The organism is Microvirga thermotolerans, from assembly GCF_009363855.1.
Classification (GTDB): domain Bacteria; phylum Pseudomonadota; class Alphaproteobacteria; order Rhizobiales; family Beijerinckiaceae; genus Microvirga; species Microvirga thermotolerans.
Genome location: NZ_CP045423.1, coordinates 1,001,226 through 1,026,776, shown reverse-complemented (window position 1 = coordinate 1,026,776; position 25,551 = coordinate 1,001,226). Strand labels below are relative to the sequence as shown.

General features: G+C 67.6%; 23 protein-coding genes. 9 read left to right on the top strand and 14 right to left on the bottom strand.

From position 1 onward, the window contains the following. Positions 1-93 precede the first annotated feature (93 nt). On the bottom strand, positions 94-531 hold the full coding sequence (locus tag GDR74_RS04770) for an NUDIX hydrolase (RefSeq protein WP_152585225.1): 438 nt from the start codon (positions 529-531) through the stop codon (positions 94-96). A gap of 190 nt (positions 532-721) precedes the next feature. Here GDR74_RS04770 and GDR74_RS04765 point away from each other — a divergent pair, with 190 nt between their 5' ends. From GDR74_RS04765 to GDR74_RS04745, 5 genes are all read left to right on the top strand, one after another. Further along, complete coding sequence (locus tag GDR74_RS04765; RefSeq protein ID WP_152585224.1) at positions 722-1,516, top strand: inositol monophosphatase family protein; 795 nt, start codon at positions 722-724, stop codon at positions 1,514-1,516. Positions 1,517-1,756: 240 nt separating this feature from the next. Further along, positions 1,757-2,770 carry an ABC transporter substrate-binding protein gene (locus GDR74_RS04760; RefSeq protein WP_194164697.1) on the top strand — a complete coding sequence of 338 codons (1,014 nt, stop codon included), beginning with the start codon at positions 1,757-1,759 and terminating at the stop codon, positions 2,768-2,770. Positions 2,771-2,885: 115 nt separating this feature from the next. Beyond that, entirely contained in the window at positions 2,886-5,069 is a 2,184-nt protein-coding gene (locus GDR74_RS04755; RefSeq protein ID WP_152585222.1) for an ABC transporter permease, read from the top strand. Positions 5,070-5,074: 5 nt separating this feature from the next. Continuing rightward, entirely contained in the window at positions 5,075-6,190 is a 1,116-nt protein-coding gene (locus GDR74_RS04750) for an ABC transporter ATP-binding protein (protein ID WP_152587655.1), read from the top strand. 315 nt (positions 6,191-6,505) lie between these two features. Further along, positions 6,506-7,165 (top strand): HAD family hydrolase, encoded by a 660-nt coding sequence (locus GDR74_RS04745; protein WP_152585221.1) that lies wholly within the window; start codon positions 6,506-6,508, stop codon positions 7,163-7,165. A 12-nt stretch (positions 7,166-7,177) separates the two neighbouring features. Here the strand turns inward: GDR74_RS04745 and GDR74_RS04740 are convergent, their stop codons facing one another. Then, on the bottom strand, positions 7,178-7,585 hold the full coding sequence (locus GDR74_RS04740) for a winged helix-turn-helix transcriptional regulator (RefSeq protein WP_152585220.1): 408 nt from the start codon (positions 7,583-7,585) through the stop codon (positions 7,178-7,180). A 102-nt stretch (positions 7,586-7,687) separates the two neighbouring features. On the opposite strand from GDR74_RS04740, the gene GDR74_RS04735 reads away from it, so the two are divergent. Further along, complete coding sequence (locus GDR74_RS04735; RefSeq protein ID WP_152585219.1) at positions 7,688-8,254, top strand: NADPH-dependent FMN reductase; 567 nt, start codon at positions 7,688-7,690, stop codon at positions 8,252-8,254. Between the two features lie 56 nt (positions 8,255-8,310). Here GDR74_RS04735 and GDR74_RS04730 read toward each other — a convergent pair whose 3' ends face one another. The 5 genes from GDR74_RS04730 to GDR74_RS04710 form a co-directional block, all read right to left on the bottom strand. Then, positions 8,311-9,474 (bottom strand): iron-containing alcohol dehydrogenase, encoded by a 1,164-nt coding sequence (locus GDR74_RS04730; RefSeq protein ID WP_152585218.1) that lies wholly within the window; start codon positions 9,472-9,474, stop codon positions 8,311-8,313. A gap of 11 nt (positions 9,475-9,485) precedes the next feature. Then, entirely contained in the window at positions 9,486-10,877 is a 1,392-nt protein-coding gene (locus GDR74_RS04725; protein ID WP_152585217.1) for an aldehyde dehydrogenase family protein, read from the bottom strand. 27 nt (positions 10,878-10,904) lie between these two features. Next, positions 10,905-12,296 carry a glutamine synthetase family protein gene (locus GDR74_RS04720; protein ID WP_246179849.1) on the bottom strand — a complete coding sequence of 464 codons (1,392 nt, stop codon included), beginning with the start codon at positions 12,294-12,296 and terminating at the stop codon, positions 10,905-10,907. 61 nt (positions 12,297-12,357) lie between these two features. After that, complete coding sequence (locus GDR74_RS04715) at positions 12,358-13,893, bottom strand: amino acid permease (RefSeq protein WP_152585216.1); 1,536 nt, start codon at positions 13,891-13,893, stop codon at positions 12,358-12,360. A 64-nt stretch (positions 13,894-13,957) separates the two neighbouring features. Further along, positions 13,958-14,746 carry an N-formylglutamate amidohydrolase gene (locus GDR74_RS04710; protein ID WP_152585215.1) on the bottom strand — a complete coding sequence of 263 codons (789 nt, stop codon included), beginning with the start codon at positions 14,744-14,746 and terminating at the stop codon, positions 13,958-13,960. A gap of 120 nt (positions 14,747-14,866) precedes the next feature. Here GDR74_RS04710 and GDR74_RS04705 point away from each other — a divergent pair, with 120 nt between their 5' ends. Continuing rightward, a complete protein-coding gene (locus GDR74_RS04705) occupies positions 14,867-15,751 on the top strand; it encodes a MurR/RpiR family transcriptional regulator (protein WP_246179848.1) in 885 nt (294 codons plus the stop codon). Positions 15,752-15,758: 7 nt separating this feature from the next. Here the strand turns inward: GDR74_RS04705 and GDR74_RS04700 are convergent, their stop codons facing one another. The 5 genes from GDR74_RS04700 to GDR74_RS04680 all read right to left on the bottom strand — a co-directional run bounded on the left by GDR74_RS04700 (position 15,759) and on the right by GDR74_RS04680 (position 19,679). Then, positions 15,759-16,805: an AbrB family transcriptional regulator gene (locus GDR74_RS04700; protein ID WP_152585214.1), complete on the bottom strand. Its 1,047-nt coding sequence runs from the start codon at positions 16,803-16,805 to the stop codon at positions 15,759-15,761. Positions 16,806-16,902: 97 nt separating this feature from the next. After that, a complete protein-coding gene (locus tag GDR74_RS04695; RefSeq protein ID WP_152585213.1) occupies positions 16,903-18,105 on the bottom strand; it encodes a pyridoxal phosphate-dependent aminotransferase in 1,203 nt (400 codons plus the stop codon). A gap of 108 nt (positions 18,106-18,213) precedes the next feature. After that, entirely contained in the window at positions 18,214-18,648 is a 435-nt protein-coding gene (gene mscL, locus GDR74_RS04690; RefSeq protein WP_152585212.1) for a large conductance mechanosensitive channel protein MscL, read from the bottom strand. Between the two features lie 57 nt (positions 18,649-18,705). Then, positions 18,706-19,236 carry a VOC family protein gene (locus GDR74_RS04685; protein ID WP_152585211.1) on the bottom strand — a complete coding sequence of 177 codons (531 nt, stop codon included), beginning with the start codon at positions 19,234-19,236 and terminating at the stop codon, positions 18,706-18,708. Positions 19,237-19,244: 8 nt separating this feature from the next. Next, positions 19,245-19,679 (bottom strand): DoxX family protein, encoded by a 435-nt coding sequence (locus tag GDR74_RS04680; protein ID WP_152585210.1) that lies wholly within the window; start codon positions 19,677-19,679, stop codon positions 19,245-19,247. Between the two features lie 106 nt (positions 19,680-19,785). Between GDR74_RS04680 and GDR74_RS04675 the strand changes: the two genes are divergently transcribed. Together GDR74_RS04675 and GDR74_RS04670 are read left to right on the top strand one after the other, a co-directional pair. Next, a complete protein-coding gene (locus tag GDR74_RS04675; RefSeq protein ID WP_152585209.1) occupies positions 19,786-20,700 on the top strand; it encodes a LysR family transcriptional regulator in 915 nt (304 codons plus the stop codon). Between the two features lie 97 nt (positions 20,701-20,797). Beyond that, positions 20,798-24,307 carry a PAS domain-containing hybrid sensor histidine kinase/response regulator gene (locus tag GDR74_RS04670; protein ID WP_152585208.1) on the top strand — a complete coding sequence of 1,170 codons (3,510 nt, stop codon included), beginning with the start codon at positions 20,798-20,800 and terminating at the stop codon, positions 24,305-24,307. Between the two features lie 4 nt (positions 24,308-24,311). Here GDR74_RS04670 and GDR74_RS04665 read toward each other — a convergent pair whose 3' ends face one another. Next, a complete protein-coding gene (locus GDR74_RS04665) occupies positions 24,312-24,935 on the bottom strand; it encodes a 2-hydroxychromene-2-carboxylate isomerase (RefSeq protein ID WP_152585207.1) in 624 nt (207 codons plus the stop codon). A 57-nt stretch (positions 24,936-24,992) separates the two neighbouring features. Beyond that, a complete protein-coding gene (locus GDR74_RS04660) occupies positions 24,993-25,541 on the bottom strand; it encodes an acyl-CoA thioesterase (protein WP_152585206.1) in 549 nt (182 codons plus the stop codon). Between the last annotated feature and the right edge of the window lie 10 nt (positions 25,542-25,551).

Sequence of the window (25,551 nt, the reverse complement as noted above, 5' to 3'; positions counted from 1 at the left end):
CGCACGGCCGCCGATGACGCTAAGGAAGACTTTCTGGGAATGCTTGCGTTCCCTTGCAGGCCGAAATTTCCACGCCGGCCCGCGGGAATGCGGTCACAGGCGGGCGGGGAGCCCCCGGATCAGTTCGGCCAGGGCGGGCTCAAGGACCTGATAGGCGGCATCCTCCACCTCGAACCACTGGGCATCGCGCTGCCCCTTCTCCCGCCATGTCTTGAGCTGCTTGGAGACCTCGAGCGGGTAGACGTCGACCCGGCACAGGTCGAAATGCTCGGTCCGGCGCTTCCAGTATTCGTAGTGTCCGATGGGCTTGTGCCGGATGGCGCCCTTCACGCCCGCCTCCTCCACCGCCTCCTGGGCCGCGGCCTTGTGGGGCTTCTTGCCCTTCATCGGCCAGCCCTTGGGAATGAGCCAGCGCTTCGTCTCCCGGGAGGTGACGAGGAGAACCTCGACCTTCCCGTCCCTGATGCGGAAGGGGAGCGCTGCTACCTGACACAGCTCGCCGTTGGGAAGGGTTTCTGGATTCTTGGGCATTCTCTCTTTGGGAAGGCTCTCTTGAGGTGAGGTTCCAAATCTGGTTGATTTGAGCCGGCTAATCAACAACCGAACTGCAAGGTTCCGTCAGGCGGTCTCGGAATGAGTCGCATCGAACTTTGTAACATGTCAACATGAATGCCCGATGACGGCCCGTCGGGCCCTTAGCGTTCCGGGGGCGGACACTCACATGCAAGACGATCTGAAGACGCGTTTCGAGGCGGCCTGCGAGGTCGCACGGGAGGCAGGTGCGCTGGCGCGCCGGCGGTTCCTCGAGCGGCCCCGTTCCCAGCTCGCCGACATGAAGGGACCCCAGGACTTCCTGACCGCGACGGATTCCGAGGTGGAGGAGCTGATCCGCGGCCGCCTCCTCGCCCGGTTCCCGGGAGACGCCTTCTTCGGAGAGGAGGGCGGCGGTTCCTTCGAGCGGGATGTCTGGGTCGTGGATCCCATCGACGGAACCGCGAACTTCGCCCGCGGCATCCCCCACTTCGCCATCTCCATCGCCTTCATCCGCGACAACCGGGTCGAGATCGGCGTCGTCCTGGACGTGATGCACGACGAACTCTACACCGCCCGCCGCGGCTTCGGCGCGGCCCTGAACGGAAAGGCCATCCGCGTGAGCGGGCTTGCCGACATCCGGCAGGCCACGGTGGAGGCCGGCTGGTCGTCGCGCCTTCCGGCGGACAGCTACGTCGCCATGGTGGAGCGGCTGAAGCACACGGGGGTCAACGTGCGCCGGGGCGGCTCGGGAACGCTCGGCATCGCCTACGTGGCGGACGGCCGGATCGACGCCTATTGCGAGCTGCACATCAATGCCTGGGACGCCCTGGCGGGGCTCCTGATCGTCGAGGAGGCCGGGGGCTGGACCAACAATTTCCTGGCGGGCGACGGCCTCCGCAAGGGCAACCCCGTCCTGGTCTCGACGCCGGAACTCGCCGACGAGATCTCCGCGGCGACGGGTATCCGTAAGGACCCCGCCTGACCGATCGCACCCGCCTCGGGGAACCCGTTTGTCCACAGAGAAGAAGCTCTTTTCCCTGCAGCATGGCCGTGCGGTTCCGGCGCTCGCGCACGGCTCTTCGCCGGATCCTTCGAAAGTCGCCGCTCAAGGGTCTTGACCCGAGGGCCCATTGGTTGGAGCTTAGCCGACCAAAGAAAACAATAAACTTGGCTTTCTGGGAGGATCCTTGTGAAACCGAAGAAAAACCTCATTGCAGCCACGATGCTGGCCGGTGCCGCTACGGCACTCTCGTTCCTGTCCGCCGGGCAGGCGCAGGCCCAGGGGGCCCTCGTCATGTACTGCGGCGTGCAGGAGGAATGGTGCCGGGCCATGACCACCGCCTTCGAGCGGGAGACCGGCATCAAGGTTTCGATGACCCGCAAGAGCTCGGGCGAGATCTATGCGCAGGTCAAAGCCGAGGCCGCCAACCCCCGCGCCGACATCTGGTGGGGCGGCACGGGCGACCCGCACATGCAGGCCGCCGAGGAGGGCCTCACCGTCGAGTACAAGTCGCCGAAGCTCGCCGAGCTCCAGGACTGGGCGGTGCGCCAGTGGGAGCAGTCCAAGCAGCGCACGGTCGGCATCTACTCGGGCGCGCTCGGCTTCGGCTACAACACGGAGCTCATCAAGTCGAAGGGCATTCCCGAGCCGAAGTGCTGGGCGGACCTCCTCAATCCTAAGCTGAAGGACGAGGTGCAGATGGCCGACCCGAATTCCTCGGGCACGGCCTACACGCTCCTGGCGACCATCGTTCAGATCATGGGCGAGGACAAGGGCTTCGACTATCTCAAGGCCCTGCACAAGAACGTCAACCAGTACACCAAGTCCGGCGCCGCTCCGGCCAAGGCCATGGCCCTCGGCGAGACGACCGCCGGCATCGCCTTCATGCACGACATCGTGACCATGGTGGTGGACAAGGCCCCGGTGAAGGTCGTCGCGCCCTGCGAGGGCACCGGCTACGAGATCGGCTCCATGTCGATCATCAAGGGCGCCAAGAACATGGACAGCGCCAAGAAGTTCTACGACTGGGCCCTGACTCCCGAGGCGCAGAAGCTCGGCGCGGAGGCGAAATCGTACCAGGTGCCGTCGAACAAGAACACGCCGGTGCCGCCGCAGGCGCCGAAGCTCAGCGAGATCAAGCTCATCAACTTCGATTTCGCCAAGTACGGCTCCTCCGAGGAGCGCAAGCGGCTCCTGTCCAAGTGGGACAACGAGGTGAAGAACCTGCCGAAATAGCCGGCACGATCTCCCATGCGGCGAGGCGTTTTGCGCCTCGCCGTTTTTTTCGAATAATGTGCAATCCTGGACAAGGGCGTCCGGCGCCCCGTCCGGGCCATGTGTGAGGATGAACATGTCGCGGGCAACCCTCGGCTGGATCGTCCTGGGCTGGATCGGCTACGCGGTCCTGCCCTGGTACGGTTTCGATCGCGCCGCCTCCTGGACGGACGCCGTCGTGGGCGGATCCGGCCTCGTGCTCGGCCTCAGGGGAGCATGGTGGCTCCTGCCGGCGGCCGTCCCGCTCCTGATGCTGCTGCGCCCGGTCGTGCGGTCCGATCCGGCATCGCTGTCCGGCTGGCTCACCGCGTCCGGCATCCTCGGCCTCGGCCTCGTCCTGCTGCAGGGCTTCTCCATCGGCCTCGACGGCTGGAGCTTCGAGGTGCTCAGGACGCTGTTCGGAGAACCCGGTCCGCGTCAGGGCGGCATGGGCTACGGCGCGGCGCTCACCTCCACCGCATTCCTCATCGTGCTCTGCCACGGGCTGGCGGCGCGCGGCTGGTGCCGGGGCGACGCCTTCGTGACGTCGTCCATCGGCGTGGTCATCGCCCTCATCGTCGTCTTCGTCTTCTTCCCGGTCACGACCATTCTCGCCAGCGCCTTCGCCGACGACCGCGGCCACTTCGCCCCCCTGGTGTTCCTGGCGAAGTTCACGGACCGCTCGATCTGGGGCCTGGACTGCCTGACGAGCGACCTGCGCTGCGGCGTCGCCTGGAACACGCTCTTCCTCGGCATCCTGGTCGCCTTCGGGACGACGGCGCTCGGCCTCGCCTTCGCCCTCATCGCCACGCGGACGGGCTTCCGCTTCAAGAAGATCCTGCGCGTGATGAGCGTCCTGCCGATCATCACGCCGCCTTTCGTGATCGGCCTTGCGCTGATCCTGCTGTTCGGCCGCTCCGGCGCGCTCTCGGCCGTGCTCTACGAGTGGTTCGGCATTCCGCGCTCCCGCTGGATCTACGGGCTCCCCGGCGTCTTCATCGCCCAGCTCCTGGCCTTTACGCCCATCGCCTTCCTCGTGCTGATCGGCGTCGTCCAGGGCATCAGCCCCACCCTTGAGGAGGCGTCGCAGACGCTGCGCGCGAAGAGCTGGACGACGTTCCTGACCGTGACGCTCCCGCTGATGCGGCCCGGCCTCGCCAATGCGTTCCTCCTCGGCTTCGTGGAAAGCCTCGCCGATTTCGGCAACCCGCTCGTCCTGGGCGGCAACTACGAGGTGCTCTCCACGAAGATTTTCTTCGCCGTGGTCGGCGCCCAGCAGGACCAGGGACGGGCCGCGGTGCTTTCGATCATCCTGCTCGGCTTCACCCTCGGCGCCTTCTGGCTGCAGCATGCCTGGCTCGGCAAGAAGGTCTACACCACGGTCACGGGCAAGGGCGACGCGGGCATCCCGCTCCCCCTGCCGCGCCGGGTGGCCCTCGCCTCCTATTTCACCGCGATCCCGTGGGCGCTGTTCACCCTGGTGATCTACGCGATCATCGCGGTCGGCGGCTTCGTGCGCTCCATGGGGCGCGACTACACGCCGACCCTGGACCATTTCCTCACCGCCTTCCGGATCGAGCGGACCGACCGGGGACTCTACTTCTCCGGCTCGGCCTGGGACTCCTTCTTCGCCACCGTGAAGGTGGCGGCTCTCTCGGCGCCGCTCACCGCCGCCATCGGCCTCCTCACGGCCTACCTGCTCACGCGCCAGCGCTTCTCGGGGCAGCGGGCCTTCGAGTTCGGCACGCTCCTGAGCTTCGCCATTCCCGGCACCGTCGTCGGCGTGTCCTACATCCTCGCCTTCAACGTCCCGCCCATCGAGATCACCGGCACGGGCTTCATCCTCGTGATGTGCTTCGTCTTCCGCAACATGCCGGTGGGCGTGCGCTCCGGCATCGCGACGCTGAGCCAGATCGACAAGAGCCTCGACGAGGCGTCGCTGACGCTCGGCGCCCGCTCCGCCACCACCATGCGCCGGATCGTGCTGCCGCTGCTGCGCCCCGCCATCGTGGCCTCGCTCGTCTATTCCTTCGTGCGCGCGATGACGGCCGTCAGCGCGGTCATCTTCCTCGTCACCGCCGAGTACAACATGGCGACGACCTACATCGTCGGGCGCGTCGAGGCTGGCGAGTTCGGCCTCGCCATCGCCTACTCCACGGTCCTCATCGTGGTGATGCTCCTTGCCATCGTCGCCATCCAGCTCGCCGTCGGCGAGCGGCGCCTCGGGCGCCGCACCGCCGGCGCCAACGCCGCTCCTCTTGCCGTCCAGGCCGCGCCATGAACCAGATGTCCTCCGTATCCTCGATCTCCCTCTCCGGGACAGCGAAGGCGCCTCGAAAGGAGGCGGCCTCCGTCGAATTCCGGAACGTGACAAAGCGCTACGGCAAGGTCACCGCCGTGGACAGCGTATCCTTCAGCATCGCGCCGGGAGAGCTCGTGACGCTGCTCGGCCCCTCCGGCTGCGGCAAGACCACCACCCTGCGGATGATCGCAGGGCTGGAGATGGCGAGCGAGGGACAGATCCTGATCGGGAACCGGGACGTCACCCACCTCTCCGCCGCCGACCGGGACGTGAGCATGGTGTTCCAGTCCTACGCGCTGTTCCCGCACATGTCCGTGCTCGAGAACGTGGCCTATGGGCCCACCGTGCAGGGCGTGCCGAGGAAGGACGCCCATGCGATGGCGATGGAGAAGCTCGCCCTCGTCGGCCTCGCCGGCCTCGAGAAGCGCGCCCCCTCCGAGCTGTCCGGCGGCCAGCAGCAGCGGGTCGCCGTCGCGCGGGCCCTCGTTCTGGAGCCGCAGGTCCTGCTCTTCGACGAGCCGCTCTCGAACCTCGACGCCAAGCTGCGGCGCCGGGTGCGCGAGGACATCCGCGAGCTGCAGCGGAGCCTGAACCTGACGGTCGCCTACGTGACCCACGACCAGGAGGAGGCGCTCGCCGTCTCCGACCGCATCATCGTGATGTCGAACGCCCGCATCGCGCAGACGGGCACCCCGCGGGAACTCTACGAGGAGCCGGCCGACCTGTTCGTGGCGGACTTTATCGGCGACGCGAACATTCTCGACGGCACGCTCCTCGACCGGCAGGGGGCCGAGGCGCAGGTGCGCATCGGCGGCATGGTCCTCACCCTCCCCCATCGCGGCGTCGGCCCCGGTCCCGTCAAGCTGGCCGTCCGGCCCGACGCCATTCTTCTGGAGGAAGGGCGCGCGCAGGAAGGCTCCCTATCGGGAACCGTCAGGAAAGCCTCCTATCTCGGCACCCAGATCGAGTACGACGTGGAGAGCCCCATCGGTTCCCTGTTCGTCGTCCAGTACGGACGCAAGGAGCCGATCGCGCCCGGGACACCGGTCTCCATCTCGTTTCCCCTGCAGCGGGGCATCGCGGTCATTCCGAACGCCTGAACAAGATGTGTCCGGTGTAGGGACAGGCGCAACGGGTCAGGGCATCCGGCTCATGGCCGGTCGGGCGGAAGAAGCGGCAAGGACGACGAGGCCGATCCGCGGCTCGCGGATCCCCTTCGTAGAGGGACCTCGGCCTGTCGATTGCCGTCCTGACGCTCCCCGCGGCAACAGGCGACCGCCTGTGCGTTTCCTGACGATGCCGTTCGGAACGGGTTTATCGGCCGCGCCCGAATCTGTACTAAGTCTTCATTCGAACTCCAGCAGGCGGGCCGGACGAGCCGCCCGCGAAGCCACGATCCGACAAGATTCTTTCCGATGCTCAAGGCCCTGATTTTCGACATGGACGGCACGCTCGTCCACAGCGATCCGATCCACCTCCAGGCGTTCGTGGAGGTCCTCGGGCCCGAAGGGGTCGTGATCGACGACGTGGTGTTCCGCAACTCCATCATCGGTCATACCAACGAGTCGATCTTCGCGACTCTCCTGCCAAACCATTCCGTCGAGGAGCACGAGGAGTTCGCGCGCCGGAAGGAAGCGGCCTTCCGCCGCCTCGCCACGAACCTGAAGCCGCTCGACGGCCTGCCGGATCTGCTCGACTGGGCGGATGCCAGCGGCATTCACCTCGCTCTCGTCACCAATGCGCCGATCCTGAACGCCACGCACATGCTCGACATCATCGGCGTGACGGAGCGGTTCGCGGTCAAGGTCACCATCGAGGACGTGGCCCGGGGCAAGCCGGATCCCCTTCCCTACCTCACGGCCCTGGACCGGCTCGGGATCGCGGCCCACGAGGCGATCGCCTTCGAGGATTCTCCTTCGGGCATGAAGGCGGCGAAGGGCGCCGGCCTGTTCTCCTTCGGCATGCTGACGGGCCTGAAGGCCGAGGAAATGGCGGCGCTCGGCGCCGACCGCACCATCGCCGACTTCCACGACCGCGCCCTTTGGGAGATCCTGGAGGACCGGGCCCGATCCTGAACGGTCGCGGCCTCAGGCCGTGTCCGAACGATAGGCCGGCGGGCTCTGCACCGCTCCTTCCGCCGCATCGAACCGGCGCCTCGCCTCCAGGATCATGTCCCTGTTGCAGATCACCCATTCGCCGAGCGCGCGCACGATCTTGAGCAGGGAGCAGCCCATCTCCGTCAGGCGATACTCGACCCGGGGCGGAATGGTTGGATAGACGGTGCGGTGAACGAGCCCGTCCCGCTCCAGGCCCCTCAGGGTAAGAGTCAGCATGCGCTGCGAAATTCCGTCGACGATCCGGCGCAGCTCGTTGAACCGCTTCGGTCCGTCTCCGAGCTGAACGACGACCTGGATGCTCCACTTGTCCCCGACCCGAGACAGGATCTCCGTCACGGTCCGGCAGTTCGTAGGCACATGGATGTGACTGGGTGCCATAAATGTGCCTCCTTGCAGACGACCCGGGAAGTTACTTAATGAGCCTCGGTTACTAATCGGAACCTATTCTGGTTCCATTCTCCCGACAACCGAGGAAACATCATGGCGCTCAAGCTGCATGTCATTATCGCCAGCACCCGCCCCGGCCGGGCCGGCCCCTCCATTGCCCGCTGGTTCCATGAGGAAGCGGTCAAGCATGGCAAGTTCGAGGTCGAACTCGTGGACCTGGCGGACTTCAAGCTGCCGGTCTACGACGAGCCGGAGCATCCGCGCCTGCAGAAATACAGGAACGAGCACACGAAGGCCTGGAGCAGGAGCGTCGCTGCGGCGGACGCCTATGTGTTCGTCACGCCGGAATACAACTTCAACCCGTCGCCGTCCCTCGTGAACGCGCTGAACTATGTCTATTCCGAGTGGAACTACAAGCCGGCGGGCTTCGTGAGCTACGGCGGCGTCTCGGGCGGCCTCCGCGCGGTGCAGGCGGCGAAGCTCCTCGTCACGGCGCTGAAGATGATGCCGATGATGGAAGGCGTTTCGGTTCCGAACTTCGCCCAGCATCTCGACGCCGAGAAGAAGTTCCACCCCAACGAGCTGATTACGGCTTCGGTCGCGCCGCTTCTGGACGAGCTCCATCGCTGGGCGGAGGCTCTCAAGCCGATGCGCGGCTGAGCGGTGAAAGCGGCGGAGCGGGTCTCCGCCGCTTCGCATGAGGGTCCGGAACGGCTCTATACCACGCCTGCGAGGGCGTTCTCGTAGAGCCTGCGGGCGCTCTCCTTCGTGACCGGCACCGGATTGCCGCCGGCGGTCGGGTCGTTGGGCGCCATTTCCGACATCTCGTCGAAACGGGCCGCATCGATCTTCAAGCCCGCGAGGGTATGCGGCACGCCGAGATCCGCGCGCAGCTGCAGCACCCAGTCGAGAAAGGCCTGGAACGAGGGGCGAAGCCCGATATAGGCCGCCAGGCGCTCGATCCTCGTTTCGATGGCCGGGCGGTTGTAGACGAGCACGTAGGGCATGAAGACGGCATTGGTCAGGCCGTGATGCGTGTCGTAGAGCGCACCGGCCGGGTGCGAGAGCGCGTGGATCGCCCCCAGCCCCTTCTGGAACGCCGTGGCTCCCATGGCCGCGGCCGACATCATGTTGGCGCGGGCCTCGATGTCCGTGCCGTCCTTGTAGGCGCGCGGCAGATATTCCTTCACCAGGCGGATGCCCTCCACCGCGATCCCGTCCGCCATGGGATGATAGCCGGGAGCGCAATAGGCCTCGATGCAGTGAGCGAGCGCGTCGAGGCCCGTTCCCGCCGTGATGTGCGGCGGCATGCCCACCGTCAGCTCCGGATCGCAGATCGTGATCTTCGGCATCATGAGCGGGTGGAAGATCACCTTCTTGGTGTGGGTCGCCTCCTGCGTGATGACGCCCGCGCGCCCCACTTCCGATCCGGTGCCCGCCGTGGTCGGAACGGCGACGATGGGCGCGATCCCGTTCGGATCCGCGCGCGTCCACCAGTCGCCGATATCCTCGAAGTCCCACATGGGCCGCGTCTGACCCTTCATGAAGGCGATGACCTTGCCCGCATCGAGCGCCGAGCCGCCGCCGAACGCGACCACGCCTTCGTGCCCGCCAGCCTTCATGGCCTCAAGCCCCTTGTAGACGTTGGTCTCCACCGGGTTCGGCTTGATGTCGCAGAAGATCGCCGCCTTCAGCCCGGCCGCCTTCAGAGCCTCCAGGGCGCTCTTCGTCATCGGCTGCGTGGCGAGGAACGGATCCGTGACGATGAGCGGAGCCTTCATGCCGACGGCCTTGCAGGCCTCCGCCAGCTCGGCGATGCGGCCGGCGCCGAAGCGGATCGTCGTCGGATAGTTCCAGTTGGAGCGGGGAGAAGCGGTCATGACGGTCGAACTCAGATCTGACGGAGGTGGAAGGATTTCGGGCGGGTGAGGGACTCGTAGGCGAGCCTGGAGAGGCTGGCGCCGCGGCCGGTCTCCTTCACGCCTGTCCAGGCAAGGGCGGGGTCGAGGTAGTCGCAGCGGTTCATGAACACGGTCCCTGTCTCGAGCCTGTCGCCGATCGCTTCGGCGGCCTCGACATCGGAGGTCCAGATCGCGGCCGAAAGGCCGTAGGGCGAGTCGTTCATCAGGCGGATCGCCTCCTCGTCGCCCTTCACCTTCATGATGCCGACGGTCGGGCCGAAGCTCTCCTCCCGCATCACGCTCATGGAATGGTCCACGTTCGTGAGCACCTGCGGCGCGAGATAGGCGGTGTCGCCCGTGTCGGCGGGGAAGCGTTTCGGGTCGATATGGGCCGTCGCCCCCTTCGCCACGGCCTCCGCGTTCTGCTGCCTGACGACATCGGCGAAGCGCCGGTGCGCCATGGGCCCGAGGGTCGTCGCCTCGTCCAGCGGATTGCCGAGCACGTACCCGTTCACGAGCGCGATGGCTCCCTCAACGAAGCGGTCGTAGTGCCGCTCGTGCACATAGATCCGCTCGATGCCGCAGCAGCACTGGCCGGAGTTGAAGAAGGCGCCGTCCACCAGGTTCTCGATGGCGTGCTCGATGTCGGCGTCCTCCCGCACGTAGGCCGGATCCTTGCCGCCGAGCTCGAGGCCGAGCGACGTGAAGCTTCCCGCCGCCGCGCGCTCGATGGCCCGGCCTCCCGCCACCGAGCCGGTGAAGTTGCAATGGTCGACCAGCCCCCTCTGCAGGATGCGGCTCGTCTGGTCGTGGCTCAGATGGAGGTTCTGGAAGAGTCCCTTCGGGAGACCCGCGCGGTCCGCAGCCATCTGGAAGCGCTCGCCCGCCAGAACGGTTTGCGACGCATGCTTGAGCAGCACCGCGTTGCCCGCCATCAGCGCCGGCGCGATGGTGTTGATGGCCGTCAGATAGGGATAGTTCCACGGCGCGATGACCAGAACGAGGCCGACCGGCTCGCGCTTGATCATGCGGCGGAAGCCCGGCTTCCCGTCGTCCGCGGGGATCGGCTTCAGGCTGTCCCCGGCGATGCGGACCATGTAGCGCGCCCGCTCCTCCACGCCCCTGAACTCGCCCCCGTAGCGGACCGGGCGGCCCATCTGCTGCGCGAGCTCCGGCACCACTTCCTGGTTCATGGCGACGAGCGCATCGAGCATGCCCAGCACCTTGGCGGCGCGTTCGTCCAGGGGCACCTGCCGCCAGGCTCTCTGCGCCTCCCTCGCCGCCCCGATGGCGGAATCGATGGCCGCGTCGGACATGATGGGACGGCGGACGAGCTCGCGCCCGTCGATGGGTGAAATGCAGACGATGTCGGTATCGGCCATGAGCGTGCTGTTCGTTGGTGCGTGAATTCAGATGATCTCGAAATATCGGGCGAGCTGCCAGTCCGTAATGGCTTTCCGGGCCTCGCGCTCCTCCCACTCGCGGGTTGCCGCATAATGGTCGACAAAGGTGTCGCCGAAAAGCTCCCGCGCGGGCTTCGAGGCTTTCAGGCGTTCCGCCGCCTCGCCGAGCGAGCGGGGCAGCGCACGCTTCTTCGGGTGCTTCACCTCGTAGGCGTTGCCCCGGACGGGGTCACCCGGTTCGATCCTGTGCTCGATGCCCCAGAGACCCGATCCGACCGCCGCCGCAAGCGCGATGTAGGGATTGATGTCCGCGGCCGCGACCCTGTACTCGACGCGCTGGGACTTCTCGGAGCCCGGAATGACTCGCAGCGCCGTGGTGCGGTTCTCGACGCCCCAGGCGGCGTCGGTCGGAGCCCAGTATCCCGGGATGAGTCGCGTGTAGCTGTTCACGGTGCAGGACACCATCGCCAGGATCTCGGGCATCAGCTGCTGCTGGCCGCCCACGAACCAGCGCATGACGTCCGACATGTTGTGGGGCTTCGACGGGTCGTAGAAGACGCCCTTTCCGGACTCGATGTCGCTGAGGGAGGTGTGGAGATGACCCGACTGGCCCGGCCAGTCGCGGGACCACTTGGCCATGAAGGTCGCCATCCAGCCGCGGCGCTGGGCGAGGATCTTGGTGAAGGTCTTGAACAGGACGGCCTTGTCGGCGGCCCGCAGCGCATCGTCGACCCTGATCGCCGCCTCCAGGACGCCGGGCCCGGTTTCCGTATGAAGGCCCTCGATCTCGAAGTCCATCCTCGCGGCCATGTCGAGAAGGTCGTGGTAGAATTCCGAATGGACCCCCGAGCGCAGCACGGAATAGCCGAAGAAGCCCGGGGTGATGTTCTTCAGGTCGCGGTAGTTCTTCTCGCGGACCGAGTGCGGCGTTTCCTCGAACAGGAAGAACTCAAACTCGGCCGCGGCCGAGACCGCGAAGCCCATGTCCCTGGCGCGGTCGAGGACGCGGCGCAGAACGCCGCGCGGACAGGCCGCTTCCGCATAGCCGTCGAACTCGGCGAGGAAGAACGGCAGGTCGTTCTCGAACGGGATCAGCCGCATCGTCTCGGGCAGGATCCGGGCCGTGGCGTCGGGATAGGCCGTGTGCCAGCCCGTCAGCGTGGTATTGTCGTAGAGCTGGTCGTTCGAGTCCCAGCCCAGCACCACGTCGCAGAAGCCGAAGCCCTTTTCCAGCGCGGATTCGAACTTGTCGCGGGCCATGTACTTCCCGCGCATGATGCCGTCGATGTCGACGAGGCCGATCTTCACGAAGGGAAGATCGCGGCTGCGCACATAGGCCGCGGCATCCGCCGCCGTCCTGATCCTGGGTGTATCCATGCGAAATGTGGGGGCGTTCATGCCGGAAACCTGACGAATGAGAAATGGGAGGGAGCGCAAGGCCGCGCTCCCCCGGAGGCCATCAATAGGACCGGTACTCGGCCGCTCCCTTGGACACGGCGAACTCCTCCTCGGGAGAGAGGATCAGCTTGTGCCGCCCGTGAACCAGGAAATAGGCCATCATGACGGCATAATAGACCGCAACCCCCATCACCGCCGTCTGGAAGACCGGATCGGTGAACTGGAAGTAGAGCGTCACCGCCGCGATGACCATGCAGGTGATCGCGCCCCAGACCCCGAAGGGGCTCACATAGGGCCGGTGCAGATGCGCGAACTTCTTCTTCAGGACGATGTAGGACATGCCCTGCATGAAATAGGCCAGCATCGCGCCCGCCACGGCCATATTGAGCAGGGTCCCGCCGATCACGGAGCCTCCCGCGTCGGCGCCGAGGGAGAACCAGATGACCATCATCACCAGGAGGCCGACGAGCGCGCCGGTGATCAGCGCCACGTGCGGCGTCTTCCGCTGCCCGTGGGTGATGGACAGGAAGCTCGGGAAGTATCCGGCGCGGGACAGGGAATAGATCTGCCGGCCGAAGGCGAAGATGATCGTGTGAAACGACGCGATGAGGCCGATCACGGCGATCGCCGCCAGGATCTTCGCGATGTCGGAGCCGAAGAGGGTGCGGAAACCGTCGAGCAGGGGCTCGGTGGACTTGGCGTATCCCGTGGCGCCGGGGGCGATGCCCGTGTTCAGGAAGATCACGCAGAAGGCCGAGGCGATCAGGGTCAGGATGCCTGCGATGATGCCCTTCGGCATGTCCTTCTGGGGGTCGTGGGATTCCTCTGCCGCCAGCGGCAGCTGCTCGATGGCGAGGAAGAGCCACACGGCGAAGGGCATGGTCGCGAAGATGCCGCCGATGCCCATGGGCAGGAACGGCCCGTTCCCGTTCGGCAGCTCCACACCGCCCGGCCCCATGTTGAGCGCCCAGCGGGCGAAGTCGTACTTGCCCGAGACCAGCACGGACACGTAGAACACCACGAGGCAGGCGAGCGCCAGCAGCGTGACGGTGACGGTCACCTTGAAGGACAGTTCGACCCCCACGATGTTCAGCCCCACGAAGATGGCGTAGCAGACGATCCAGTAGACCGGCTGGTAGGCCGGTTCGGTTCCGAAGATCCCGCTCAGGTAGGAGCCGATGAAGAACACGATCACGGCCGGCGTGAGGACGAACTCGATGTTCTCCGCGATCCCCGTGACGTAGCCTGCCCATGGCCCCATCGACGTGCGGGCGAACGAATAGGCGCCGCCCGTGTGCGGCAGGGCCGGCGACATCTCGGCGATGGAGAAGGTCAGGCCGAGATACATGACGGCGATGATGACGGTCGCGAAGAACATCGATCCGAAGCCGTTGGCGAGGCCGAGGTTCCAGCCCGAGTAATGGCCCGAGATCACGGCGCCCACCCCGAGCGCCCAGAGCGACCAGACACGTGCGTGCCGCTTCAGGCGCCGGGCTTCGAAATAGCTCTCGTCGACGACGGTGTAGGTGACGCCGGCCGCATTCTGCGCCCCGGCCGGCGGGGCATGGACCCCGCCACTCCCTTGTCCGACTGACATGGACTCTTCCTCCAAGAGTAGTCTGCCTTCTGTGGCCACGGCACCGCGCGCGCCGTGGCCGTCGTCACAGCCTCCGCACGCCCTCCCTCAACAAGGGTGCGAGACGGCTCGCCCACGACGCCTGTCCGTCTTCCGTGCGGATCAGGTCGTTGCGGATCTCGATCATGAGAGGCGCCAGCCCGCGCCGCTGCGCATGGCGGTCGAGGGTATGGAAGACCCGGTCCGCCGGGCTGTAGGGCTCGTTCATGCCCACGTGCAGATCCGCCTCTCGCGAGAGGCCTTCGGCGACGCTTCGCGCAAGGCGCGCGTCCCGGTCGAAGATGAGGCCGATCTGCCACGGGCGGTGAACGCCCCGATAGACGGGGGTGAAGGAGTGGATCGACACCACGGCGGCAATCCCATCGGCTGCCGCGCGGGCGGCGGCGAACTCCTCCACCGCGCGATGGAACGGCTCGTAGACCTCGCGCACCCGCCGGGCGCGCTCGTCGGGCGGAAGCGCCGCATTGCCGGGGACGGCGGTGGTCTCGCTCAGCGCCGCGATCGAATCCGGCGCAGACGGATCCCGGTTCAGGTCGAGGACGAGACGGGAGACGGTAGCGTGGATCAGCGGCGCATCCAGGCTGCGGGCCAGGCGGCGCGCCACGCCCAGAGCGCCGGGATCCCATGCGATGTGGCTCTCGAGCTCGGCCGGCCCGAGGCCCAGGGTGCCGTACCGGGCCGGGAGATGGTTGGAGGCGTGTTCGCAGACGAGCAGAACCGGGAACCGGCCCTCGGCATTTTCGAGGCAGGCCACCGGCCCTTCGGCAGGCTCGCCGCGTCCCTCTCCGTCCGGCACCGGTCTCGCATGGACCATGCGGCCCTCCCTCGCTCGCCCGCAGGCGAAATGACGTTATTGAACGTCCGGTACGTTCCCGCTCGATATTGTCGTTTTGTAATTTTTGGTACAGGATTCGAAACCCGTCAAGGACGGGATGTGGACGGGCAGCTCATGGGTAACGACGGCACGATGCATTCCGGAGCGGCGTTGAGTCTGGCGGACCGGATCCGGCACGAGATGGAAGCCTTCACGCCGCGCGAGAAGCGTGCGGCCCACGTGCTCCTGAGCCATTACCCTTTCGCGGGCCTCGAAACCGTGGCCGAGTTCGCGGCGCGCGCGGGCATCTCGGCGCCGTCCGTCCTGCGCTTCGTCACCCGCCTCGGCTTCAGCGGCTTCCCCGACTTTCAGAAGCACCTGCGCGAGGAGTTGGAGGCGCGCCTCCTGTCGCCGCTCGCCAAGGCGGGACCGGGAGGAGCCGGCCAGGGCGCCTCCGACCTTGCCGCCTTCGCGGATGCGACCGTCGGCAACCTGAGGGCAACGGTCGAGACGATCGCGCCCGCGGAGTTCGAGGCGGTGGTCGCCCTGCTGAGCGACCCGCGCCGGCACATCCACTTCACCGGCGGCCGGTTCACGGGCGCGCTCGCCCGCTACGCGGAAAGCCATTTCCGGATCGTGCGCAGCCATGTGGACTACATCGAGGGGCAGCCGGCCCTGTGGCGCGACCGCGTGATCGAGATCGGCCGCAGGGACGTCCTCGTCGCCTTCGACATCCGGCGCTACCAGGAGGACGTGATCGCCCTGTGCGAGACCGCCGCCCGGCAGGGCGCCACGGTGGTGCTCCTCACCGATCCCTGGCTGTCTCCCATCGCCCGCGTGGCCCGCCACGTGCTGCCCGCCCACATCGCGGCCCCGTCGAACTGGGATTCCTCCGCCGGACTTCTGCTCATCGTGGAAGCGCTGGTCGGCGCCGTCACGCGGCGGCTGTGGAAGACGGCGAAGCCGCGGATGGAGGCCGTCGAGCGCCTGCGGAACGAAGGCTGAAGCGCCCTCACTCCGCCGCCGGAGGATCGCCCCTCTGGAGCCAGGCGACCACGAAGGGCACCAACAGGCCGATGCCGAGAAAGCGGACGAGGTGGTGGATGCCCACGTAGAGCGGGTCGAGCCCGAGGATGAGGGCCAGGACCGTCATGGCCTCCAGCCCTCCCGGAGCGAAGGCGACGAGGCCGTTGGCGAAGCTCACCCCTGCGAGCCACGCGGCGACGGCGGCGAAGAGCGCCGCCACTGCCATGCCGATGGCGAAGGACCCTAGAGCCGCGAGAAGCGTGGTGCGCAGGGTCGAGCGCCGGATGTCGCGGAAGCGCTCGGCGATGAACATGCCGATCAGCACGAGCCCGCCGGTGGTGATGACCGGCGGAATGACCCCGCTCACCCACTCGGTCCCGTGGCTCACGGTGCTCACGAGGGTGGCGCCGAGCAGGATCGGCGCGGCGACGTTCAGGCGCTTGAAGACGAGGCCGACGGCCAGACCGCCGAGCAGGATGAAGGCCATGGCTCCCGCGCTCTGGATGGGCTGTCCCTGGCCGATGAGCGCGTCGCCCGCTCCGCCGCCGCTGAGCACGACCGCGCTCGGCAGAAGCGCGATCAGCACGAAGAGCCGCAGGTTCTGGACGATGGCGATGGGCGCCACGGACGCGTTCCGGTCGGCTGCGATGGCGAGCACGGTCGACAGCGCCCCCGGAACGGAGGCGAGCACCGCGTCGTCCCGCCGCCAGCCGGAGACGCGGGTCAGCCAGAGGGCGGAAGCGCCGGAAATGGCGATGACGGCAAGAACCAGGAGAACGAGGCTCGACGGATAGCGCCCCATGGCGGCGATGGCCGCCGGCGTCACGGCCGCGCCCATGGATGCGCCCGAGATCAGCATCGCCGCGTCGGCCAGGGCGCGGGGCATGGGCAGGGCGCGGCCGGCCCATCCCCAGAGCACGATCGCGAGCGCGGAACCCGACAGCCATGCGGCCGGAATTCCGGCCGCATCGAGGATCAGGCCTCCGAGAGCGGCGATCAGGATCTGGACGAGGTGAGCGGCAACCGTGCGCATGACAGGAGATCGGGCGGAGGCAGCCCGCAACGCTCAATGGACATTGACGGTACGCGCGTCAATGTCGTGCGCGCAGACATGCCATGCACGGAAAGGATCAGCCGGCGATCCGGGGCAGGGCCGCGGCGATGCGGCGGACCGCCTCCTCGAGGTCCTGGGCCTTGCGGGCATAGCAGAGCCGCAGATATCCCTCCCCCGCCTCCCCGAAGGCGGAGCCGGGCGCAAGGCCCACATTCGCCTCCGCGATGAGGGCCATCGCGACCTCCTTCGAGGTCTTGCCGCCCTTCACCTTGAAGAAGGCATAGAATGCACCGCCCGGCGGCGGCAGTTCGACGAGGCCCGTTTCGGCGAGCCGGCCGACGATCTCCCGGCCTGTCCTCGCACGGGCGATCTGCTGGGAGACGAACTCCTCCCCCTGCTCGATGGCCGCGATCCCGCCCCGCTGGACGAAGACCGGCGTGCCGGAGGTCTGGTACTGGATCAGGTTCTCGATCACCTGGCCGAGGGCGGCGGGAGCCTCGAGCCATCCCAGGCGCCAGCCGGTCATGGCCCAGTTCTTGGAGAAGGTCTGGACGAAGAGGATGCGGTCCTCGGGGGACATCACGTCCCGGAACGAGGGCGCGCGCCCGTCGAGGGCAATGGCCGGATCGTGCACGAAGCGGCCGTAGATCTCGTCCGCCACGATCCAGAGACCGTGCCGCCGGGCCAGATCCAGGACCGCGCGCAGGTCCGAGAGAGTGGCGGTCCAGCCGGTCGGATTGGCGGGGGAATTGACGACGATGGCGCGCGTGCGCGGCGTCACGGACCGCTCGATGCGCTCGAAGTCGAGGTTCCAGCCGTTCTGCCCGAAGACCATGGGCACGGCGACGGGCCGGGCTCCCGCAACCGTGATCGCGCCGACGAAGTTCGGCCAGGCCGGGGTGGGGACGAGGACCTCGTCGCCGGGGCCGGACACCATGCGCATGGCGATCTGCATGGCCGGCATGCCGCCGGAGGTCACGAAGAAGCGCTCCGGGTCGGCGGACCCGCCATAGACGCGCTCGTGATAGCGGGCCAGGGCCTGCCGGAGTTCCGGAATGCCGCGCTGATAGGTGTAGAAGGTCTCCCCCGCGGCCAGGGAGCGGGCGGCGGCATCGCAGATGAAGGACGGAGTCGGCAGGTCCCCCTCGCCCACCCAGAGAGGGATCAGCCCCTCGCGATTGCGCCCGTAGTTGTACACGTCGACGATTCCGCTCGCCGGCGCCTGCTCGGCCTCCGGCCGGAGATTGAAGAGGGACGGGACGGAGACGGACGCGTTCATGGGCAGCTCCCTGGCATGTCTCAGGGATGGCCGCATCGCCTCCCGAAGGCAAGGGTCAACGGCGACCCATCACAAGAAGCCGCGGATGCCATGAAAACCGGTGATGGATCACACGGGCCGCCGGTCGCGCAGCAGGTCGCGGATCTCGCCCAGGAGCTTCACGTCCGCGGGGATCTCAGGAGCCTTCTTCGCCTCCTCCGCCTTGGCATCCGCGAGCCGCTGCATGCGGTTGATCGCCTTCACGACCAGGAAGAGGATGAAGGCGATGATGGCGAAGTTGATCGCGACGGTGACGAAATTCCCCCAGGCCAGGACCGCGCCCTGCGCCTTCGCCTCGGCCAGGGACGGCGCCGTGACATTCTTGGAGAGGGGGATGAAGTAGTTGGAGAAATCGAGCCCGCCCGAAACGGCGCCGATGACCGGCATGAAGATGTCGCCGACGAGGGACTCGACGATCCGGCCGAAGGCGGCGCCGATGATGACGCCGATCGCCAGATCGACCACGTTGCCGCGCAGGGCGAACTGCTTGAATTCCTGCCACATGATCCCGGGACCTCCAGCAACGGCCGTAAGCCTAAGCTGGGGCCCCTGGGATTTCCGTCAATCCTTCGCGAGGGCGAGGAGGTTTTCCAGGTCGAGGCGGCGGGTGGTCATCAGGAGCTGCCCGTCGGGCGAACGGGGCCACTGCTCCTCGGGACGGTCCCAGTAGAGCTCGATCCCGTTCCCGTCGGGGTCGCGGAGGTAGAGCGCCTCGCTCACCCCGTGATCGCTGGCCCCGTCGAGCAGGATACCCGCCACGACGAGGCGGCGCAGGGCATCGGCGAGGGCCTCGCGGGTCGGGTAGAGGATCGCCACATGGTAGAGGCCCGTGGTGCCGGGCGGCGGCGGCCGGCCGCCTGCGCTCTCCCAGGTGTTGAGGCCGATATGGTGGTGATAGCCGCCCGCGGCGACGAAGGCGGCCTGCGTGCCGTAGCGCTGCATGAGCTCGAAGCCCAGGACGCCGCAGTAGAAGGCCAGCGCGCGCTCCAGATCGGCCACCTTCAGGTGGACATGGCCGATCCGGACGCCCGGATGGATGGGACGCGCCGCCGCCGGTTCCGACGGGACGAGGGGAGTGGCGGATGCGGTCATGGCATGCCTCACGCTGAACGGGGTTGGAGGGCGGCGGACGTCGTCCTGTGGGTGGGCCCGAGAGCGAACGCACCGTCCCCGACGAGGGCCAGGGCCAGGAGCCCGGCGATCCAGAGCGCCAGGAATTCCCACCCGCCCTTGGGATTGGTGAAGAAGAAGCCGGCCGAACCGTGCACGGTGAAGATCGCGCCGAGCAGGATGGGAACCAGGGCGAGCGCGGCGATACGGGCATGGAAGCCCAGGATCAGAGCGATGCCGCCGGCCACTTCGGCAAGGATGGTCAGGTAGGCGAGCGCCGGCGGGAGCCCAAGGCTGCCGAAGAACTGCGCCGTGCCCGCCGGCGTGAACACGAAGATCTTCAGTCCCGCATGGGCGAGGAACAGCACGCCTAGGGCGATGCGCAGGACGAGCGCGGCATAGGGAGCGGTACGGTTGTCGATCACTGGGGGTCTCCTGGTGGGAACGGTTGCTTCCATATGATCTCAAACCTTGAATACGATAATCTCTCGTTCGGAATATCAGCTCACACCCGAAGAGTGAGGCAGGGTCATGCTCGACCGCATCACCAGCATGCAGGTCTTCGCCCGGGTCGCGGCGCTCGGGAGCTTCTCGGCCGCGGCGCGGGCGCTCGGCCTGTCGCAGACCATGGTCACCAAGCACGTAGCCTCCCTCGAGGAGCGCCTGGGGATCAAGCTGCTGCACCGCTCCACGCGCAGGCTCGTCCTGACGGAAGGCGGGCGCCATTACCTGGCGGCGGTGGAGCGCATCCTGGCCGACATCGAGGAGGCGGAGACCTCGGCCGGACTGGACCGGGTCGAGCCGCGCGGCACCCTGCGCCTGAATGCCCCGGTGACCTTCGGCTTTCGGGAGATTGCGCCTGCCCTTTCGGAGTTCAGCCGCCTCTACCCCGCCGTGAACGTCGACCTGGGCCTCGCGGACCGCTACGTGGATCTGATCGAGGAGGGGTGGGACCTGGCGATCCGGATCGGACGGCTGAAGGATTCGAGCCTCGTCGTCCGCAGGCTCGCGCCCTGCCGCGTCGCGGTGTGCGCCGCCCCCTCCTATCTCGCGGAGCATGGGGAGCCCCGAACCGTGGAGGATCTCTCCCGCCACAACTGCCTCGGCTACACCCTCTCCAGCGCCGTGAGCGCCGACCGCTGGCTTTTCGGGCACGACGGGGAGACCGCGGTGCCGGTCAAGGGCAACCTGCGGGCCAACAACGGCGATGCCCTGCTCGCCGCGGCCCTGGCGGGACAGGGCCTGATCTACCAGCCGACCTTCCTCGTGGGGGACAGCCTCCGCAGCGGCGACCTGGTACGCATCCTGCCCGACGAGCCCACCTACGAGCTGGCGGTCCACGCCGTTCTGCCCTCCGGCCGGCAGGCTCCGGCCAAGGTCCGCGCCATCGTCGCCTTCCTGGCCGCGCGCTTCGGCCCCGAGCCGCACTGGGACCGGGGGCTGTGAGCGCCCCCTGGCGCGCCCGCCGGGCACTCCCTGGCGCGGTGGCCATCCGCCCGCCGAGGGAGTAAATCTGCCCCCTGGCTCTTGCGAGGATCCTGCCATGGTCGCCAGCTGGGCGGTAATTCTATCGGCACTGGTCTATCTCTGCCTTCTCTTCGCCGTCGCCTATTGGGGCGACAACGGGGGGCGCCGCCTCGTCGAGGGGCGGGCGCGCTCGACCATCGCCGCCCTGTCGCTCGGCGTCTATTGCACCTCCTGGACCTTCTTCGGATCGGTGGGCCTCGCGAGCCATTCGGGCCTCGACTTTCTCACCATCTACATCGGCCCCATCCTGGTGATCGGGTTCGGCCACCTCCTGGTGTCCCGCGTCGTCCGCATCGCCAAGACCCAGAACATCTCGTCCATCGCGGACTTCGTCGCGGCCCGCTACGGCAAGAGCGAGCGCGTGGCGGCGCTCGTGAGCCTGATCGCGCTCGTCGGCTCCATTCCCTACATCGCCCTCCAGCTCAAGGCCGTGTCGTCCTCGCTCGACGTGTTCCTCAAGGCGGCGAGCGGCTTTACGCCCCAGAGCGTCCCGGTCTTCGGAGACCTCGCCCTCGCCGTCGCCCTGGTGCTCGCGGGCTTCGCCGTCGCCTTCGGCACCCGCCACACCGATGCGACCGAACACCAGGACGGGCTGATGATGGCGATCTCGCTCGAGTCGGTGGTGAAGCTCGCCGCCTTTCTCGTCGTGGGCGCCTATGTCACCTTCGTCATGTTCGACGGATACGACGGGATCGTGGCCCGCCTGCACGCGCAGGGCATCAGCGCGAGCCTCCTGGAGCGCACCTCCGGCTTCGGCAGCTACATCACCCTGATCCTGCTCTCGAGCTGCGCAGCGCTCCTCCTGCCCCGGCAGTTCCACATGACGGTCGTGGAGAACCGGGCCATCGAGGACGTGAAGCGGGCCGCCTGGATGTTCCCGGCCTACCTCATCGCCATCAACATCTTCGTCATTCCCATCGCCCTCGGCGGCCTCGCCGTCTTCCAGGAGGGCACGGTGGACCGGGACATGACGGTTCTCGCCCTGCCGCTCTTCGACGGAGCGGGCAAGATCGCGATCGTCGCCTTCCTCGGCGGATTCTCTGCGGCGACCGCAATGGTCATCGTCGACTCCGTCGCGGTCGCCGTGATGATCTCGAACCATCTGGCGATGCCGATCGTCCTGCGCCGCCGCGCCTTCGCGGGGATCGATCCGGGCAGCTTCGTGCTCGGCATGCGCCGCGTCTCCATCGTCCTGGTGATCCTGCTTGCCTATGCCTATTACAGGGCCTCGGGCGAGGCCGCGCTCGCGGCCATCGGCCTTCTCTCCTTCGCCGCCATCGCGCAGATCGCGCCCGCCTTCCTCGGCGGCCTGATCTGGTCGCGCGGCACCGCGCTCGGCGCCAGCGTCGGCCTCACCGTCGGTTTCGTGACCTGGGCCTATACCCTGCTGCTGCCCAGCCTCGTCTGGGACGGGGTGTTCTGGTCGGACGTGGTGGTGACGGGGCCCTTCGGCATCGCCGCCCTCAAGCCCACGGCCCTCTTCGGGGTCGACCTGCCGCAGCTGACCCATGGGGTCGTCTGGAGCCTGTCCCTCAACATTCTTGCCTATGTCGTCTTTTCCCTGTGGCGGCCGGCCACCGCCCTGGAGCGGATCCAGGCCCATGTGTTCGTGGGTGAGAACGAGACGTCCGCCGCCCCGAGCTTCCGCCTGTTCCGGCCGAGCATCACGGTCGAGGAACTGCGCGCGACGGTGGCGCGGTATCTGGGCGAGGAGCGCACGAGCCGCTCCTTCGAGGGCTTCGCCCACAGCCGCGGCCAGGTGCTGGAGCTCCGCGCCGAGGCGGACATCCACCTCCTGCGCTACGCGGAGCACCTCCTCGCCTCGGCCATCGGCACCGCCTCGTCCCGCCTCGCCCTATCCCTCGTCCTGCGCCGGCGGACGGTTTCCACGAAGGCGGCCCTGAAGCTTCTCGACGACGCGTCGGCGGCGATCCAGCACAGCCGCGACCTCCTGCAGCACGCCATCAACTATGCCAGGCAGGGCATCACGGTGCTGGACCGCGACCTGCGCCTGCTGGCCTGGAATCAGGCCTTCGTCGACCTCTACGACCTCCCGCCCAACCTGGTGCGGATCGGGGTCGGCATGGACAGCATCATCCGGTTCAACGCGGAACGCGGATCCTACGGTCCCGGAACGCTCGAAGAGCTCGTCGAGGCCAGGATCCATTCCTTTCTCCACGATCTGGAGCCGGTGCGCCTCAAGCTCTATCCCTCGGGCAAGGTCATCGAGATCCGCTCCAACCCGCTCCCCGATGGCGGCCTCGTCACCACCTACACGGACGTCACCGACACCGTGGCTGCGGAGGAGGAGAGCCGCCGCGCGAATGAGACCTTGGAGCAGCGCGTGCGCGAACGCACGGAGGAACTCACCCGTCTCAACGAGGCGCTGACCCAGGCGAAGGCCGAGGCGGACGAGGCGAACATCTCGAAGACGCGCTTCCTCGCCGCCGCGTCCCACGACATCCTCCAGCCTCTCAACGCGGCGCGCCTCTACGCCACCTCTCTCGTCGAGCGCGACCGGGAGGCGGGCGATGCGACTCTCGCCGAGAACATCGACGCCTCCCTCGACGCGGTCGAGGAAATCCTCACCGCGCTCCTCGACATCTCGCGCCTCGACACGGGCGCCATGAAGCCGCAATGGTCGAGCTTCCGGATCGACGAGCTGTTCCGCCAGCTCCAGCGCGAGTTCGATCCCATCGCCCGCGAGAAGGGGCTGAAGCTCACCTTCGTTCCCTCGACGCTCACCGTCCGGTCGGACCGGCGCCTCCTGCGGCGGCTCCTGCAGAACCTGATCTCCAACGCCATCAAGTACACCCCGAGCGGACGCGTGCTCGTCGGCGGGCGCCGGCGCGGCCACCACCTCCTCCTCGAGGTCTGGGATACGGGGCTCGGCATCCCGCCCTCGAAGCAGCGGATCGTGTTCCGGGAGTTCCAGCGCCTCGACCAGGGCGCCAAGGTCGCGCGGGGCCTCGGGCTCGGCCTCTCCATCGTGGAGCGCCTCGGGCGCGTGCTGTCGCATCCCGTGACCTTGAAGTCGGAGGCCGGGCGCGGCTCCGTGTTCCGGGTGCAGGTCCCGGTGGTGGCGGCCCTCCCCGCGTCCGGCGCGGTTCCGGAAACGCCGGCCGCCCCCGTGACGGCGCTCTCGGAGATGCGCGTGCTCGTGGTCGACAACGAGCCCGCGATCCTGGAAGGCATGCGCCTTCTCCTGAAGAACTGGGGATGCGAGGTCTGGACGGCGTCCGACCTGGAGGGCGCCCACGGCGTCCTCAAGGCCCAGCGGGCGAACCCCGACGCGATCGTCGCCGATTACCATCTGGACGAGGGCGACGGGCTCGACCTGATCAAGACCCTGCGCTGGAAGACCCAGGTCGACACGCCCGCGGTGCTGGTCACCGCCGACCGCACGCCGGCGGTACGGGATGCGGCGGCGGCCATGAACGTCCACGTGCTCAACAAGCCCGTGAAGCCTGCGGCGCTCAGGGCCCTGCTCACCCAATGGCGCGCCACGCGCGTGGCGGCGGAGTGATCCGTCAGACGGCGGCGCTGTAGGGCGCCCGCCCGCTGGCGAGGGCGTCCTCGAGGAGCTCCAGCCGGTCCTGGCCCCAAAAGACCTCCCCGTCGAGCACGTAGGCGGGCGAACCGAAGACGTCGCCGGCCACGGCGTTTTCCAGGTTCAGCGCGTAAATCGCCTCGGTCGTGCTGCCGGTCGCGACATCCATCAGCGCCGTGGAGTCGAGCCCGGCGGCCTCCGCAAGCTCCGCCAGGACGAGGGGGTCCGCCAGGTCCCGCTCCTCCTCCCACACGGCGGCGAAGGCCCGCCGGAGGAAAGGATCCGGATCCTTGCCCGAGACGGTCACCGCGATGACGAAGCGGTCGGCGAGGTTGACGTCGAAGGGCCAGTGTTTCGGCTTGATGTTGAAGCTGAGCCCACGCTTCTCGCGCCAGCGCTGAAGCTCGATGAGGCGATAGCGCTGGCGTGCGGGATGGCGCTGCGCCAAGGGCAGGCCGCCGGTCTCCGCGAAGACCCGGCCGAGGAAGACGGGCTTGTAATTGACCTCGACCCCGTGCCGCCGGACGATCTCCATGAAGGGGGCGTGGCCGATGTAAGCCCAGGGGCTTACCATGGAAAAATAGTAGTCGATGGTGCGGGGCATGGAATCGTCTTCACGGTTGGTGCAGGCACTGGGAAGCTACCGCACCGTCGGGGAGGATCAAGTCGCGCCCTTCAGCGCCTCCTCCGCCGCGAGGAAGGCCGCCACCTCCGGCGAGGCCTGCGGAGGCTCGGCGTGGACGCCGATCTCGCCGAACAGCCGCTCCACGGCGACGAAGCTCCGGGCCCGGCGGTCGTAGAGCCCGGCCCTGACGAGGGCGATGGCGGAGACGATGGGGCTGCCGTCCTTGGCCCTTGCCAGGACCCTATGCTCGATCACGACCCAGGACTCCGCCCATGTGACGATGCGCGTCTCCAGATGGAAGGGCTGGAACGCTCTCAGCTCCCGGCGAAAGCGGATCTTGCCGGCGCTGACCACGGGCACCCAGCCGTTCCGGAACACCGCCCGCCACAATCCCGAGCGGATCATGATGTCGGTCCGCCCCAGGTCCATGAGGGTCCAGTAGCGCCCGTTGTTCATGTGGAGCGAGGTGTCGAGGTCGTGCGGCCAGACCCGGAACGAGAGGCGGGAGACGTCATGGACCGGATCGAGCCTCGGACGGAAGAACGAAGCCAGGATGAGATGAAGGAGGCGCAGCCAGAGATTCATGCGAGGACTG

What these genes read in the sequence shown, in the direction of transcription:
- mscL (WP_152585212.1), bottom strand. Translation starts at nt 18,648, where the DNA reads ATGTGGCAGGAATTCAAGCAGTTCGCCCTGCGCGGCAACGTGGTCGAT.
- GDR74_RS04660 (WP_152585206.1), bottom strand. Translation starts at nt 25,541, where the DNA reads ATGAATCTCTGGCTGCGCCTCCTTCATCTCATCCTGGCTTCGTTCTTC.
- GDR74_RS04695 (WP_152585213.1), bottom strand. Translation starts at nt 18,105, where the DNA reads ATGAACGCGTCCGTCTCCGTCCCGTCCCTCTTCAATCTCCGGCCGGAG.
- GDR74_RS04750 (WP_152587655.1), top strand. Translation starts at nt 5,075, where the DNA reads ATGTCCTCCGTATCCTCGATCTCCCTCTCCGGGACAGCGAAGGCGCCT.
- GDR74_RS04665 (WP_152585207.1), bottom strand. Translation starts at nt 24,935, where the DNA reads ATGCCCCGCACCATCGACTACTATTTTTCCATGGTAAGCCCCTGGGCT.
- GDR74_RS04725 (WP_152585217.1), bottom strand. Translation starts at nt 10,877, where the DNA reads ATGGCCGATACCGACATCGTCTGCATTTCACCCATCGACGGGCGCGAG.
- GDR74_RS04730 (WP_152585218.1), bottom strand. Translation starts at nt 9,474, where the DNA reads ATGACCGCTTCTCCCCGCTCCAACTGGAACTATCCGACGACGATCCGC.
- GDR74_RS04755 (WP_152585222.1), top strand. Translation starts at nt 2,886, where the DNA reads ATGTCGCGGGCAACCCTCGGCTGGATCGTCCTGGGCTGGATCGGCTAC.
- GDR74_RS04675 (WP_152585209.1), top strand. Translation starts at nt 19,786, where the DNA reads ATGCTCGACCGCATCACCAGCATGCAGGTCTTCGCCCGGGTCGCGGCG.
- GDR74_RS04760 (WP_194164697.1), top strand. Translation starts at nt 1,757, where the DNA reads ATGCTGGCCGGTGCCGCTACGGCACTCTCGTTCCTGTCCGCCGGGCAG.
- GDR74_RS04735 (WP_152585219.1), top strand. Translation starts at nt 7,688, where the DNA reads ATGGCGCTCAAGCTGCATGTCATTATCGCCAGCACCCGCCCCGGCCGG.
- GDR74_RS04685 (WP_152585211.1), bottom strand. Translation starts at nt 19,236, where the DNA reads ATGACCGCATCCGCCACTCCCCTCGTCCCGTCGGAACCGGCGGCGGCG.
- GDR74_RS04745 (WP_152585221.1), top strand. Translation starts at nt 6,506, where the DNA reads ATGCTCAAGGCCCTGATTTTCGACATGGACGGCACGCTCGTCCACAGC.
- GDR74_RS04715 (WP_152585216.1), bottom strand. Translation starts at nt 13,893, where the DNA reads ATGTCAGTCGGACAAGGGAGTGGCGGGGTCCATGCCCCGCCGGCCGGG.
- GDR74_RS04710 (WP_152585215.1), bottom strand. Translation starts at nt 14,746, where the DNA reads ATGGTCCATGCGAGACCGGTGCCGGACGGAGAGGGACGCGGCGAGCCT.
- GDR74_RS04670 (WP_152585208.1), top strand. Translation starts at nt 20,798, where the DNA reads ATGGTCGCCAGCTGGGCGGTAATTCTATCGGCACTGGTCTATCTCTGC.
- GDR74_RS04770 (WP_152585225.1), bottom strand. Translation starts at nt 531, where the DNA reads ATGCCCAAGAATCCAGAAACCCTTCCCAACGGCGAGCTGTGTCAGGTA.
- GDR74_RS04720 (WP_246179849.1), bottom strand. Translation starts at nt 12,296, where the DNA reads ATGAACGCCCCCACATTTCGCATGGATACACCCAGGATCAGGACGGCG.
- GDR74_RS04765 (WP_152585224.1), top strand. Translation starts at nt 722, where the DNA reads ATGCAAGACGATCTGAAGACGCGTTTCGAGGCGGCCTGCGAGGTCGCA.
- GDR74_RS04740 (WP_152585220.1), bottom strand. Translation starts at nt 7,585, where the DNA reads ATGGCACCCAGTCACATCCATGTGCCTACGAACTGCCGGACCGTGACG.
- GDR74_RS04700 (WP_152585214.1), bottom strand. Translation starts at nt 16,805, where the DNA reads ATGCGCACGGTTGCCGCTCACCTCGTCCAGATCCTGATCGCCGCTCTC.